The sequence below is a fragment of the Lyngbya sp. CCY1209 genome (assembly GCF_055795065.1).
Window position 1 is genome coordinate 1 of the sequence record NZ_JAYFER010000236.1, and the last position, 14,428, is coordinate 14,428.

The following is a 14,428-nucleotide window of genomic DNA, read 5'->3' on the forward strand; positions in this document are numbered from 1 at the left end:
CTCCGGCTACTCCGGATATTCCGACAACTCCGGCTACTCCGGATATTCCGACAACTCCGGCTACTCCGGATATTCCGGCTATTCCGATTACGAACCCGCCCCGGCACCGGCCCCGGCTCCGGCCCCGGCTCCGGCCCCGGCTCCGGCCCCGGCACCCGCCCCGGCTCCGGAAAATTACAGCCCCCCCGACTCCAACTTATTTTTGGAATGATGCCGACCCGGCCAATTTCGCTACTGGAGAACCGCCCCCCATTTCCCATCGGATGAGCCAATCCATTATTCAACTGCTGCTGATTGACGACGATCCGATCTTTCGGATCGGAATTCGGTCGATTTGCGAACGGTTTTCTGACCTCGAAGTGGTCGCCGAAGCCGAAACCGCCACTCGGGCCCGCGAAGTTCTCGACGGGTGGGCGCAATCGGACGCGATCGCACCGCCGGAAGCCGCCCCCAACGCCGTTAAAATCGCCCTTTTGGAGTTGGGAGTCAAAGACCTGAGTACCCACCCCGACCGGGCGATCGCATTTTGTCGGCAATTTCAAATTCGCTATCGAGACATCCCCCTGCTTCTGATCACCACCGTCTCCGACCCTGACGAGCTGTCCGCCGCCCGAGAGGCGGGGGTGGCCGGCTACTGTCCGAAAGGGGTCGCCCTCGAAGAACTCCTCGGCGCGATTCGGGAAGTCGCCGCCGGAGGACGCTATTGGGTCGATCCCCTCCCGACAACCCCCCCGGGAACCCGCCCCCCCCGACCCGCCCCCCCGACCCGCTGGCAAAAATTGCGCTTCGCCCTGATCGCCCCGGGGCTGCGCGACATCGAAACCGCCCTGGAAGAACTGGGGGCGGACCTGGAACAGGCCGGACCCATGCCGACGCGGGGGGCGGTGCCGATGTTGAATTGGCTCATTACCCGGGGCCGATATCGGGAGTTGCGGGCCGCACGACGGCTCGTCTCCCACCTCCTCCCCGAATCCCCGGAGGTTTCGGGTTCGGGGGGCGGGAGTCCCCCGCCGGAGTCCGCAACCGGGCCGTCGCAGCCCAGAGGGGAATTGGTGCAGGCCGGCCGTTCCGATTTGGCGGTGCCGGGTGAGGCGGATCTGGGGGCCTTGCGATCGCTCCTATTTGATGCCACCGTCGCCAAACTCCAGTCCGGGTTGGTCAACCAGACGGGAATTCCCCTGGAAATTGATCTCCTGAAATTGAGCAAGAAGCAGGAACTCATTTACACGATCCTGCGGAAGTTTGAAGACCTGCTCGACGAGTTGCAGTTGTCGGAGATCGAACCCGACCGCCTGATCCTCAAGTGTCCGGCCCTGCTGCGAGACCTGTGGGCCGGGGCCGTCGCCGATTTCTACGGCAAATATTACACCCTCTCGGTCGGCGATCGGCAGGTGGAGGCGATCCCGGTGTTGCTCCGGGATGCCCCCCTGGTGGAAGCGGCGATTTTGAACCGCATTCCCCTCATGGACGACCTCCTCGCCCACCTGTTGTTCGGAGAATCCTTGACCATCGACAACCAGGTTTATCCCCCGGGATCTTTGGAGGCGACGCGGCGGGCACAAGCCCTCTTGCAGCACGGGGCGATTCAAATTGCCAACGGCGTCATCCAACCCCTGTTGAACCGTTTCGCCGACCTTGAAGAAGTCAAACAAACCTTTTACGATCGCCGGATGCTCTCCACCCGGGAAATTGAAAAGTTTCGGAATAACCTGTCGTGGCGGTATCGCGTCGATCGCTACGTCAGCGAACCCAAAGCCATTTTTGAGAGCACCTATACGTTGTTTGTGTTGGGAGAGCGGGGAATTCAAAAGCGGACTATTTATGCGTCCCGACGTCGGGAACTCGAAAGCCTCTCCGGCGTTCCCCTGGCCGTCACTTTGGTCTTGGAAGGTCGCGACGCGATCGCGCCTCGGGTGAGGACTGCCGTCTCTTTTGTTGGCAGTGGCGTGGTGTTTGTATTGACCCAAGTTCTCGGTCGTGGCCTCGGCCTGATCGGGCGCGGAATTCTCCAAGGAATCGGTTCTTCAATTCAGGATAGCCCGGTGAAAAAAAAATAGGACCCAAAATTGTCGCAAGTCTCGCGATCGGGTATTGACACGCAGGCGGTGGCAACACATTTTTAAACTTTGAGGGAGGTCAAGGCGGTTTCATTTCCTGGCCCCTTGAAACGGGCGAGAAGCGCCATCGAACTCCGAATCGAACTTTACGATTTCAAACACTCCAATTGGAACAACTCGCGGGACTCCTGTCGCACTTGCCCTTCCCTCACCGCATGGTTGAGATTGACAAATGCATCTAAATCGTCCCGACCGTATTTTGTCATCTGCAATAGCTGGCGGAGCTGATCTTCAGTTTCCACTGTCAAACAGCCGGTATCTATCGCTTTTCTCACCAATTCACTAATGGCACCCATGGGTTGTCACTCACTCAACTTTGGATTGCTTTCAACACGGTAATCAATGAGCACCAAACAGAACAAGTACGTTATGTAAATTTAGGTAACAGATACTGTAAAGCTTTTGTAAAAATTTGTCAACCCTCTTCACGACAGCGAAAAGAGGCGACACCGAGCCCGGCGATCAGAATCGGAAAGCACCGCCGAACCGTCATTGCCCACACTTTTTCACGACTCCAACTCAGAAAGGTTGCCAAATCGAGATCGGATGTGTTAAACATCTCCGATCGCCGCCGGAGCCAGCCAATTCCCATTCAACCAATCGGTTATCGATGCACCGCCAATTTTTCGCCGATAAGTTGTATCATCAAGCACTTAAAATTAGGTGGGGTTGTTGATTTTCAATCCCGGCAATTGCCATCGAGTCTCGGTCGGGGAAAAAGGGGGAGTCGGTATTAGGGAGGAAAGCGAAACACCTCACTATCCCCCTGCCCGACATGACGGGCTCGTGAGATAATAACTGCAACTGAGAGTATCGAGCCCAAGATCCGAATCCATGACACAGCTCCCGACCAGCCTAGAAGAAGCGATCGCCCAAGCCAAAGCCGCCACCCGGGCGGCCCTCGACGACGGCTATACCCTCATGCAAGTGGAACTGGTGTTCCCGGAAATCGAACTGCAAGCCCAGTCCATCGCCCGAGAGTTCATCCCCGCCGTCGAGACATCCGACACCGTGCTCAAAGTCCTCTTTCCCGATGCCGGAGCCGCAGCTCTTGCCCGCCGTGACTGGGGAGAAACCCCCTTCCGGGTCACGGACGTGGGGACGAGTCGTTCCCCCGTCGAGAGGCGACTCCAACCCGACGACGGGCGGTTCTTGGTGGTGTCGCCGTCCGCCGTGGAAGTGACTCAGGTGGAAACCCTCTCCAAACTGGCCGGCGATCGCCCGGTCATCCTTTTGAATCCCCGCTTAGAAGATGTTGCTATCATAGGGATAGGATACGCGGCGCGCCAACTGCGCGATCGCTTTATCAACACCATCGAATCCTGCTACTATCTCAGACCCCTGGACGGCGCCGCCTTGTATCGGTGTTATCCCTCCCCTTGGGAAGTGTGGTTGGAAGTCGATGGAGACTATCAACAAATCGCCCAGCGACCGACGAAACCCGTCGGAGATGAGTTGGAACAACTGTTAGCTCGGGCAATCCAAGGAACCGACCCCAACTCCGTCGAGTCCAACCCCCAGGCCCAGAAAAAAGGTTTTCTCTCCGGACTCCAAAGTTTCCTCAATGCCCTGAGCAGATGAGCGAACCATTGCTCAAGTCAATCCATCAGGACACAGAAAACAATGTCTAACCGACGCATTGTGATTGGTGACATCCACGGGCATTTCGATGGAATGATGGCCCTCCTGGAGAAACTCAGCCCAGGTGCCGAAGATGAAATTTACTTTCTCGGAGATCTGATCGATCGCGGTCCCAAAAGCGCCCAAGTCGTCGAGTTCGTCAAAAACAGCCCCTATCACTGTTTGATGGGCAACCACGAACAACTGATGTTGAGCGCGATGCCGGAAGTCGGCAACAACCAACAGGCCTGGCAGGCGTGGCTCTACAGCGGCGGTCAGGCGACGATCGTCTCCTACCAAGACGCGGAGATCATTCCCCGAGATCACCTGCGGTGGATGCGATCGCTGCCCCTGTTCCTGGATCTCGGCGACACCTGGCTCGTCCACGCCGGAGTCCATCCCAAACTGCCCCTCCAGGAACAGACCGCCGCCGAATTTTGTTGGATTCGGCGGGAATTCCATTCCATCCCCAAACCCTACTTTCCCAAAAAACAGATGATCGTCGGCCACACGATCACGTTTACCTTTGACGGGGTCGAGCCGGGAAACATCGTCCGGGGACAGGGCTGGCTCGGCATCGATACCGGGGTCTACCACGCCAAAAGTGGCTGGCTGACCGCCCTGGAACTCGACACCAATACCGTCTACCAGTTCAACGCCCTCCACTCCAAATTTCGGATGCTCCCCCTCGAAGAACTGGTCACTCCCCTCAAACCCCCCTCCTTTTTCGCCCGGTTGCGGTACAGCCGGCCCGAGGCTCAGTCGGAGAATTGATCATTGAGAATTGATAATTATCAATTCTCCTTTCTACGAAAACAGGTGATCGAGGGTGGCGCGGTAGGTGGCCGTGTCCATTCCCGCACCGGAGGCGGTCGCCGTCCCGTCGATTTCTCGCTCCAAAGCCTCGATGCGATCGCCCGTCGCCGGGTGGGTACTCAAAAACGTGGGGGGGGAACCGCCGCCGAGCAATTTGGCCAGGAAGTCTACCGCCGCCCGCCCGTCGTAACCGGCCCGCACCAGGGCTTCGACTCCCAGGCGGTCGGCCTCGTACTCCGCACTGCGGCTGTGGGGGCGGCGCAGGGCCAGTTCCACGCCGATTTGAACGGCCATATTGCTGTCGATCCCCGCCACCGAAGCCACTCCTTGGGCGATCGCCATTCGCCTCATCTGCTCAACGGAGTGCCGCCCGACGATGTGGCCGATTTCGTGGGCGATGACGCTGGCGAGTTCGGCCTCGTTGTCCGCCGCCAACATCAACCCCTTGTTGACGTAGACGAATCCCCCCATCGTGGCGAAGGCGTTGATTTCCGGGTCGTCCACCACTTGGAAGGTGTAGGGGATGTCGGGGCGATCGCCGGCCCGGGCCAACTGCTGGCCGATGCGATCGATGTAGGCCGTCGCCTCCCGGTTGCGGAGCAGGCGAATTTCCCCGCCGACGAGTTCCCCGTCGATCTGCTCCCCGAGTTCCACCTCCTGGCGGTCGGAGAGGGTGGACAATTGGATCACCTGGATGCCCCGAAAGATCAAATCTTGCCAGGAAAAAGCCTGGGCCGGCGGGAGGGAACTCAGCCCGATCGCCAGGGCGACGGAGACGGAGAGCAGGGGATAGAACCACCGACGTAAACACCGACGGATTCCGGATGAAAAATGCTTTGACATGACGGATAAATATCAATACAATCGATCGCCAGAGAACCGGGGAAGGGAGCGGTTTTCTGCCTTCCATTCACGAGACGGTCAACTCCCTCAAAAAGTTCGGGCGATCGCATGACCACTCATTCACTACGCCCCGCGACTCGGAGAATCGGTATTGGGGAGTCGGTATTGGGGAGTCGGGGAAGGGAAATTTCTGTCAATCGTCAATTGTTCCCAAAATCTAGGCTCTCAAAAGGGGATCTCGTATGATAAGTCTACGGCTACTGAATTGAGTGGTATATGCGTCCCCGTCATAGCATCATCGAAATTTTTTCCACCTTCGTCAATTTTGCCGACGATCGCTTCAGCAGTTGGGTCAGCGATCCGGGGCTGCATCGCAATATGGAACGATCCGTGAAACAAACGCCGGAATCTCCCCGCTCCGAGGACTTTTGGGCGCTGCACTGGCACAAGCGCTGGAAACGGGAACCGGAACCGAATCCCAGGGTGGAGGGGCATTTGTTGGCGTACCTGCAGGAAACCTGTTACTGGGCGGCGCGAAAAACCTCCCGGGCCGGATTTGCCGGATCTCAGGTGGGTTTGGCCGACTTGTTTCAGATGGCGATCGCCCAAGTGCGGCGGATCTTCAAAGGATTCAACCCCGAACAGGGGTCGTCCCTCAAAGATTACGCCGGGGTGACGTTCAAATCCATCATCCGCGACACCCTGCGGCAGCGGCGGGAGACGGACATTTGCAGCGATTGGGCGCTGTTGCGAAAAATCAGTCAGAAACGTCTCGAAGAGGCCCTGAGTCGGGCCGGGTTCGGCCCGACGAAGATCGCCGAGTACCGGCTGGCCTGGACCGGCTTCAAAACCCTCTACGTCCCGGATCGAGCCGCTGGAACCCGGCAGTTGCCGCCCCCCGACCGGGCCACCTGGGAGGCGATCGCCGCCCAGTACAACCGCGACCGCCACACCCTCCCCGCCGGTGGGGCCCAAGTGTCTCCCGAGATCCTGGAACGGTGGTTGAAGGAGTCGGCTCAGTGGACCCGCGCCTACCTCTACCCCGACACGACTTCGCTGAATGCGTCCCAACCCGGACCGGACCGGGAGTACATCGACCTCCTCCCAGACGAGGAACGGGAGTCTCCCTTGGACGAGGCCATTTTGGAAGAAGAAATCGCCGCCCGCCGGGAGCAACAGTCCCAACTGCACCGAGTCCTGGCCGAGGCGATCGCGAAACTCAAACCCGAATTGCAAGACATTCTGAAACTCTACTACGGCCTGGGACTGACCCAACAGGAAATTGCCGGCCGAGTGCAAACCAAACAGTACACCGTCTCCCGGCGCCTGTCCCGGGCGCGGGAACTCCTGGTCAAGGCCCTCGCCCAGTGGAGCCAAGACACCGTGAAGGCCTCCCCGACTTGCGAACAACTCGAACAGATGGCCACCGCCCTGGAAGAGTGGCTGCCGAGTTATTTGGGGGGGGCCGACGATGCTTGAATTTGAGCGAAAATTCCCGCCCATCCGCCCCCGACGTTTCGATGGGTGCGGTCGGGAACGGAATCATGGCGCCGCGTGCGGGGTGCGGGGTGTGGGGAAAGTGAAAAGTGAAAAATGACCGATTCTCCATTCCTTATTAAAAAGCGCGCCACGCTATAAATACACTCTTGGCGCACCGCCAGATCTCATCCTTTTGCGATCGGCTTTGCCGGTGAGCACCGCCCGTTCTTGCTGTCTCGAAATCGATCCCTGACCGTCGCCCCCCATTTCTTCTGTGATTTCCCCCGATCGGTAAATCTCCGTCGTTAAAATATGTGCATATTTGTGTCAAACCAAAACGTAGGTAAAGATACAACAGCAGTTGTACCAGCCAGATGGCCGGGTGATGAGGAAAACAACTAAACCGTGTTCTCGCAGGAGTCATTCCGATGACAGTTTTATTCGCCAACCCAACCGAGGTGTGGTTGGAAATTCCCCCCGCAGTGCAAACTGCATCCTGGCAGCAGAGCCAGTCCGCCCCGACAAATCGCGATCGCTGGAATACGTACCTCAATCGCATCAGCTTCGACATCATCCTCCCCTGGCTGCAAGAAGAGTACGCGCCGGAAGCGAGCCCGGATTCTGGGACAACTGCCAATTCGGCCATTTGGGAACTCGTCGGCGGGACGGCCTTAGCCGTGGGAGATCTGAAATTCATTCTGATTCCCACGGAAACCATCGATACCGACGAATTTCGGGTTCCCCAAGAGTGGATCGACATCCCCGAGTGGGTCGGCGACTACTATTTGGCGGTGCGGGTCGATCCTGACGAAGGTTATGTCAATATTTGGGGCTATGCCAGCCACAGAGAACTCAAAACCCGGGGCCGTTACGACGGAGGCGATCGCACCTACGTCCTGGACGGAGATGACCTGGTGCGGGACCTGGCGGTGCTTTGGGTGTCCCGGGAATTTTGCCCCCGGGAACAGAGGCGGGCCGCCGTCGCACCCCTGCGGGCCGTCCCCACTTCCCAGGCGGAAAACCTGCTGCGACGCCTCGGGAACCCCGATTTGCTCGTCCCTCGACTGGAAGTTCCCTTTCCGTTGTGGGGGTCCCTGCTGGCGGACGAACGGGGGCGCGACCGCCTGTTTCGACGCCGCCGGGGTGGGACGGAAGTCCACCTGAGCCAATGGTTCGACGACTTATTTGAAACCGGATGGCAGGCGGTAGAAACGCTGTTTCCCAATTCCGGCGACCTCAAATTTGCCTTTCGGCGTTCCGCCAACTTCCGCCTGCGCGGTTCGGGCGAACCCATCCGGCGGGTCAAATCCATCGCCCTCGGCGAAGGTGAGGGAACCGTCGCCTTGCTGGTGGAACTGAGCCGGGAAAGCGACGACCGAGTTGGGGTGCGGGTCAAATTGGCGCCGGGTCCGGAAATGCCCCACCTTCCGGCTCAGATCGGATTGAGTCTGATCTCGGGAACCGGAGAAACCCTCAAGAGTATCGAAGCTCGCGATCGCGACGATCTCCTCCAAATTACGCGGTTCAAGTGTTCCCCTGGTTATCATTTTAGTTTGCGGGTGCAGCTTGACGAAATCGATGCGATCGAAACGTTCGTGATTTAACTCGGGGAATTTATGAGTCAGCGCGTCATTATCCGCTTCGGGGCGGGCAGTTGTGAACAGGGGTTTCCGGCCGTTTTCGCGGACTTGTATCAGTCGGAAGGGAAATCTGCCGCCCAAATGGGGAGCCTGCCGCCGGCTCCCCAACTGTCTCGATTGTACGACGAGTGGCGATCGCTCTACGAAGCACTCTATCACGACTGGCGGATGCGACGCGGCTACGTCCCTGAGATTGAATTTGATGATGAGGACACCCGGCAGATTTCGCGATCGGATTTTGAGGACCTGTGCGGGCAATTGAGGCGGGAGATCAACACCTGGCTGAACTCGGGCTCCTTCGGGCGGATCGAACGGCAGTTGCGGACGCACCTTTCCCCGGAACGAGAAGTTCGCGCGATCGTGGAAACCAAAGACGAACGGCTGCGACATTTGCCCTGGCATTTGTGGAATTTTTTCGAGGATTTTCCCAAAGCGGAAATCGCCCTCAGTTCCCCCGATCGCTCCCCATCTTCATCTCCAAATCGGCGGCGAAAAAAAATCAAAATTCTGGCGATATTGGGGAATTCCGAGGGGATTGAAGTTCAAAAAGATCGGGGGATCCTGGAACAGTTGCCGGACTCGGAAACGGTGTTTCTGGTCGAACCGCGACGTCGGGAACTCGACCGCTGGCTGTGGCAGGAAAGCTGGGATATTCTCTTTTTTGCGGGCCACAGCGCCAGCACCCCGGATGGCTCCACCGGACACATCGAAATTAACGCCGAAGAAACCCTCGCCATTCCTGACCTGAAAAATGCCCTGAAAGCGGCTGTGAGGGGGGGGCTGCAATTTGCCATCTTCAACTCCTGCGACGGGTTGGGTCTGGCGAATCGATTGAGCGCCCTCAACATTCCCCAATTGATCGTGATGCGGGAACCGGTTCCCGACCGCGTCGCCCAGGAATTTTTGATGAATTGGATCGGGGCATTTTCGGCGGGGAAATCGTTTTATTTGTCCGTGCGGGAAGCTCGGGAAAAATTGCAGGGCTTGGAGGGCGAGTTCCCCTGCGCCTGCTGGCTGCCGGTGATTTTTCAAAATTGTTTGACCAGTCCGCCTTCCTGGTCGGAATTGACCGGAAAGTTGGAGCGGATCGATCCGGGGGAAAGATCGGTCATTCTGAGGATCGCCAAGGGGGTGGGAGTCGGTTTGGCCGTCGGTGCGACGGTGATGGGAATGCGGTTGGCCGGGTGGCTGGAACGGTACGAACTGAAGGCCTTCGACCACCTGATGCGATCGCGCCCCGCCGAAAAACCCGACCCGCGAATGCTGGTGATCGAGGTGACGGGGGCTGACGTGCAGAATCAACCGCCGGAAGAACGTCTGGGGCGATCGCTTTCCCCCCGGGTGTTGGAGGAGTTGTTGGAACAGCTCGAACCCCTGGAACCGAGGGCGATCGGGTTGGACATTTATCAGGAAGTCCCCGTCGGCCCGGAACGTGGGGAGTTGATCGACCACCTGCAAAATAATGATCGCTTCATCACCGTCTGCAAGGTGGGGGAAAGTGAGGAAGCTCCCGGTATTCCCGCCTCGCCCCACATTCCCCAGGAGTCAGTGTGGACTCGGGTGGGGTTCAGCAACGCCATTATCGACCCGGATGGGGTTCTCCGCCGCCAACTCATCGGTCAGGCCCCCCCGATGGATTCCCGCTGTCCGGTCAACAATTCCCTCAATTTGCGGGTCGCCATCGAGTATTTGAAAGCCGCCGGACTCCTCACTGATGCGGATTTGGAGGTGACGGGAAATAGCTTGCATCTGGGGGATTTGACCCTGCGAACCATCAAGGGCAACATCGCCGGATACCATCAGATCGATTCGGCTGGGTATCAGATCATGATCAATTATCGAAATACCCGCGATCGCAAAATTGCCCGCACCCTGACCTTGGGGGAGGCCCTGAATGGGGGGCTGACACCGGAGTTGCTGCGCGATCGCATCGTGTTGATCGGCACCACGGACAAGACCTTCCGCGACCTGCACCGCACCCCCTACAGCCACGAAAGTTACCCGGACATCCCCGGCGTTATCGTCCAAGCCCACGCCATCAGCCAGATCGTCAGTGCCGTCGAGGACGGACGCCCCCTGATTTGGTGGTGGCCCCTGTGGGGGGAAGTCCTCTGGATCGGGGTTGGGTCCTCGGCCGGAAGTGCGATCGCTTTGGCGTTCCACCGCCGCCGCTGGATCGGTTTGGGATTGGGTTGCGGTCTGGTGGTGTTGTACGGGTGCTCTTACGTCGTCCTCTGGCAGACGGGGGGATGGATCCCCCTGGTGCCCCCGGCTTTGGCGTTGGTGGGGTCGGGGTGTGCGATCGCCGTTTATCGCAGTTTGCAATTGCAAATTCGGCCGCCCAAGTTTCCGTTCGCGTTTCAGGATTGACGAAGAAACCCGGTTTCTAGATCTCTCGGGAGGGCTTGACTTTTTCTCCGAATTGACATACCATAACAGCATGGGAAAGTGTGCCGCCATATAATGTAGCTCCGGGGAGAAAGAAACCGGGTTTCTAGGAAAGTTTTGGGTTTCCCATCGAGATATTAGTATAAACCCGGTTTCTAGAGCGATCGGTGGGGGGGAAGAAACCGGGTTTCTAGGAAAGTTTTGGGTTTCCCATCGAGATATTGGTATCAACCCGGTTTCTAGATATCTAAGCCGATCGCATGATTCGGGTCGCGTTCAGAATCGCCAATAACGCCACCCCCACATCGGCAAAAACCGCTTCCCAAATGGTCGCGAATCCAAAAATTCCCAACAGGATAAAAAAGCCCTTAATCCCGATCGCGAACCCGATATTTTGCCACACGATGCGGCGGGTTTTTCGCCCCACGGCGATCGCCCGACTGACAAAAGAGGGAGAATCGGTCATAATCACCACATCCGCCGTTTCGATCGCCGCATCCGAGCCCATCGCCCCCATCGCGATACCCACATCCGCCCGGGCGATGGCGGGGGCGTCGTTGATGCCGTCCCCCACGAACGCCACCCGTCCGCCATCCTGACGCAACAACTGTTCCAGGCGATCGACTTTATCCTCCGGCATCAATTCGGCGTGGTAGCCGTCGAGATCGAGGGTTCGGGCGATGCGTTCGGCTACGGTGCGATCGTCCCCCGTCAGCATCACCGTCCGGTCCACCCCCAAATCCTTCAGCGCCCGGACCGCCGACACCGCGTCATCCCGCAGGCGATCGGCGATCACGATATATCCGGCATAGCGGCAGTCCACCGCCAGGTGAATCGCCGTGCCCCCCACATCGCAGAGGGGATGGTCGATATTTTCCATGTGTAATAAGCGATCGCCCCCGGCAATTACCCTCCGATCCTGCAATTTTCCCTTGACGCCGCACCCGGCAATTTCCTGGTAATCATCGACAGATGTTCCCTGCAAAGATTGCCCGTAGGCGTCGCGGACCGCCCGGGCGACGGGGTGGTTGGAAAGGGATTCGATCTGGGCGGCAATTTTCACCAGTTCGGATTCCGTAAAACCGTTGTGCGGCACCACTTCCGTCACCTCGAATACCCCCTCGGTCAGCGTCCCCGTTTTGTCGAACACCACGGTTTTCACCGCCGCCAGATCGTCCAAAAACGTCGAACCCTTGACCAAAATTCCCTGTTTCGCCGCCCCGCCGACGCCGCCGAAGTAGCCGAGGGGGATACTGATCACCAAACCGCAGGGGCAGGAAATCACCAACAGAATTAACGCCCGGGAAAACCACTCCTGATAACTGCCGAAATTCAACAGCGGTGGAAGTAACGCGATCGCGATCGCCAACCCCACCACCACCGGCGTATAATACCGGGCGAAGGTGGTCATAAATCGTTCCGTTCTCGCCTTCCGACTCTGGGCGTTTTCCACCAATTCCAAAATTTTGGTAATGGAAGATTCGGCGAATAATTTCGTCACCCGCACCGTCAAAACTCCGGTTTTGTTGATGGTTCCGGCGAGGACTGTTTCTCCCACTTCCACGGAACGGGGGACGGATTCTCCCGTCAGCGGCGAGGTGTCGATTTGGGAGGTTCCGGATATTACTTCTCCGTCCAGGGGGATTTTTTCACCGGCTTTAATTAAAATCGTACTTCCCACCGTCACCGACTCCGGAGAAACGGCCTGCAATTCCCCGTCTACCAGCAAATTTGCGCTGTCGGGGCGCACTTCCAGCAGCGATCGGATTGATCGCCGCGATCGCTTCACGGAATACTCTTGAAATGCCTCCCCGATGCGGTAAAATAACATCACGGCTACGGCTTCGGGAAGTTGGTTGATGGCGATCGCGCACAGGGTCGCCAAACTCATCAAAAACGTCTCGTCGAACACCCGCCCCCGGAAGATATTCCGTCCGGCGCTGCGGAGCACTCCCCACCCACTCGCCAGGTACAGGGGAATGAACACGAGATATTCCCCCCAGCCGAACGCCACCTGCTTCAGCCACCCGTGGAATATCAGCGCCAGGACGTAAATTGCCGTTATCGCCGCCAGGGGCAAGACTTCCTCCCGCAGGCTTTCCGGTTCGGGTTGGGCAGTTTTGGGCGCGGGGGCGTCCCCGTGACAGGAACAGCAACGATCTTGTGTCGCCATCGATTGTCCTCCGTGAGGGTGCGAATACTTGCTCTAGTTTGACATCCTCTCTCGGGAAATAAAAGGCGGCACGAGGGGACGCCTGTAAACCCCCCTCTATTTCTGGTGGCGATAGTCTTCGCTCCCAAGTACGGCATCCGGGCTCAGAGTTTCCGAAAGCCCTCCGAAGTTTCGTCGGGTGAGGCGTAGAAACCGGGTTTCTAGAAGCATCTTTCATGGCAACCCATCAACTCTCATAGAAACCCGGTTTCTTATCGGTGTCGGGTGGGGGGTAGAAACCGGGTTTCTAGGCAACCATCTGGTGGGGAAGGAGAAACTCTCATAGAAATCCGGTTTCTTATAGTTGCAAAGAGTGAAAATTATCCGGGACGGAACAGGCGACGCGGACACCGAAGTTGCGGTTGTAGAAGTTGTCCGGTTCAAACCCGACGCGGCTGGCACAGCGACAGCCTACAGGAACGTAGTTCCATGAACCGCCCCGCAGAACTCGGCGTTCTTTTGCATTTATTAAATTTACTAAATTATCAACATAGTTATCATACACATCTTTTTCATCCCAAACTCGACCCTCCGTTGGTGCCCCGTTGTAATTCTCATGCCAGGGGTCGGCGCACCACTCCCAAACATTCCCGTGGATGTCATACAAGCCAAAAGCGTTGGCGTGTTGGAAATGACCGACGGGGGTCGTTTTTTTGCGGTAGACTCCCTTGACTCCTGAGCCGTAGATGAGGTTGCCATTGTAGTTGGCGAGGTCGGTACTCAAGGTTTCACCAACATGAAACGGGGTGGTGGTTCCGGCTCGGGCTGCATATTCCCACTCAGCTTCACTGGGCAATCGGTAGGGCTTGCCAATTTTTTTGGAGAGACGGGCGCACCACTCGAGTGCATCATACCATGAAACTTTTTCGACGGGAAGATTTGAGTAATTTCTTGAGGAGTCGGGGTCGGGGTCAAGGTCGCGTCGGAGTTTTGGGAAGCTGGCGACTTGTCGCCATTGTTTCGGCGTGACAGGATATTTCCCCATCAGGAAGGGTTGGAGGGTGACTCGGTGTTGGGGTCTTTCACTCTCATCACTTCCTGCTTCAGAACTCGCTGCACCCATCATAAAAGTACCCCCCGGAATTAATACCATTGTCAAAGTCACACCATCTCCAAGGTCTTCGATAATGTATTTGGCTTGACCCTGACGGCGATTAATTTTTCTCCCCCTTTCATTGACTGTGACAATATCAAATTCAAAGGTATTATTTTGGGGTTTGGCGGGAATCTTGATTTGGGGTGAAGGTGGAACTGTACCCGACGAAGGTTGTAAATCTGCCAAAACTTCCGCGACGGACTGATAGCGACTTTTG

Annotated in this window: 11 protein-coding genes; 7 read left to right on the top strand and 4 right to left on the bottom strand. The window is 57.6% G+C overall.

All coding sequences use genetic code 11. The features are described from left to right. Nucleotides 1-211: hypothetical protein (locus AC0QHF_RS05935; protein ID WP_324703269.1), on the top strand; the 211-nt coding region annotated here is incomplete at its 5' end. A gap of 52 nt (nt 212-263) precedes the next feature. Next, a complete protein-coding gene (locus AC0QHF_RS05940; protein ID WP_324703270.1) occupies nt 264-2,057 on the top strand; it encodes a DUF3685 domain-containing protein in 1,794 nt (597 codons plus the stop codon). A 146-nt stretch (nt 2,058-2,203) separates the two neighbouring features. Here AC0QHF_RS05940 and AC0QHF_RS05945 read toward each other — a convergent pair whose 3' ends face one another. After that, on the bottom strand, nt 2,204-2,413 hold the full coding sequence (locus tag AC0QHF_RS05945; RefSeq protein ID WP_324703271.1) for a hypothetical protein: 210 nt from the start codon (nt 2,411-2,413) through the stop codon (nt 2,204-2,206). A gap of 538 nt (nt 2,414-2,951) precedes the next feature. On the opposite strand from AC0QHF_RS05945, the gene AC0QHF_RS05950 reads away from it, so the two are divergent. Further along, entirely contained in the window at nt 2,952-3,698 is a 747-nt protein-coding gene (locus tag AC0QHF_RS05950; protein ID WP_324703272.1) for a DUF1995 family protein, read from the top strand. Between the two features lie 42 nt (nt 3,699-3,740). Then, nucleotides 3,741-4,511: a metallophosphoesterase family protein gene (locus AC0QHF_RS05955; protein WP_324703273.1), complete on the top strand. Its 771-nt coding sequence runs from the start codon at nt 3,741-3,743 to the stop codon at nt 4,509-4,511. Nucleotides 4,512-4,544: 33 nt separating this feature from the next. On the opposite strand, the gene AC0QHF_RS05960 is transcribed toward AC0QHF_RS05955, so the two are convergent. Continuing rightward, nucleotides 4,545-5,396: a M48 family metallopeptidase gene (locus tag AC0QHF_RS05960; RefSeq protein WP_324703274.1), complete on the bottom strand. Its 852-nt coding sequence runs from the start codon at nt 5,394-5,396 to the stop codon at nt 4,545-4,547. A 276-nt stretch (nt 5,397-5,672) separates the two neighbouring features. Here AC0QHF_RS05960 and AC0QHF_RS05965 point away from each other — a divergent pair, with 276 nt between their 5' ends. The 3 genes from AC0QHF_RS05965 to AC0QHF_RS05975 all read left to right on the top strand — a co-directional run bounded on the left by AC0QHF_RS05965 (nt 5,673) and on the right by AC0QHF_RS05975 (nt 10,885). After that, nucleotides 5,673-6,875 carry a sigma-70 family RNA polymerase sigma factor gene (locus AC0QHF_RS05965; RefSeq protein ID WP_324703275.1) on the top strand — a complete coding sequence of 401 codons (1,203 nt, stop codon included), beginning with the start codon at nt 5,673-5,675 and terminating at the stop codon, nt 6,873-6,875. Nucleotides 6,876-7,303: 428 nt separating this feature from the next. Beyond that, nucleotides 7,304-8,479: a DUF1822 family protein gene (locus AC0QHF_RS05970; protein WP_324703276.1), complete on the top strand. Its 1,176-nt coding sequence runs from the start codon at nt 7,304-7,306 to the stop codon at nt 8,477-8,479. A 12-nt stretch (nt 8,480-8,491) separates the two neighbouring features. Next, entirely contained in the window at nt 8,492-10,885 is a 2,394-nt protein-coding gene (locus AC0QHF_RS05975) for a CHASE2 domain-containing protein (RefSeq protein WP_324703277.1), read from the top strand. Nucleotides 10,886-11,150: 265 nt separating this feature from the next. Here AC0QHF_RS05975 and AC0QHF_RS05980 read toward each other — a convergent pair whose 3' ends face one another. After that, the gene (locus AC0QHF_RS05980) at nt 11,151-13,076 is read right to left on the bottom strand and encodes a heavy metal translocating P-type ATPase (protein ID WP_324703278.1); all 1,926 of its coding nucleotides are present in this window, start codon (nt 13,074-13,076) and stop codon (nt 11,151-11,153) included. A gap of 337 nt (nt 13,077-13,413) precedes the next feature. After that, nucleotides 13,414-14,428, bottom strand: a 1,015-nt coding sequence (locus AC0QHF_RS05985) for a formylglycine-generating enzyme family protein (RefSeq protein WP_324703279.1), incomplete at its 5' end; no start/stop codon positions are given.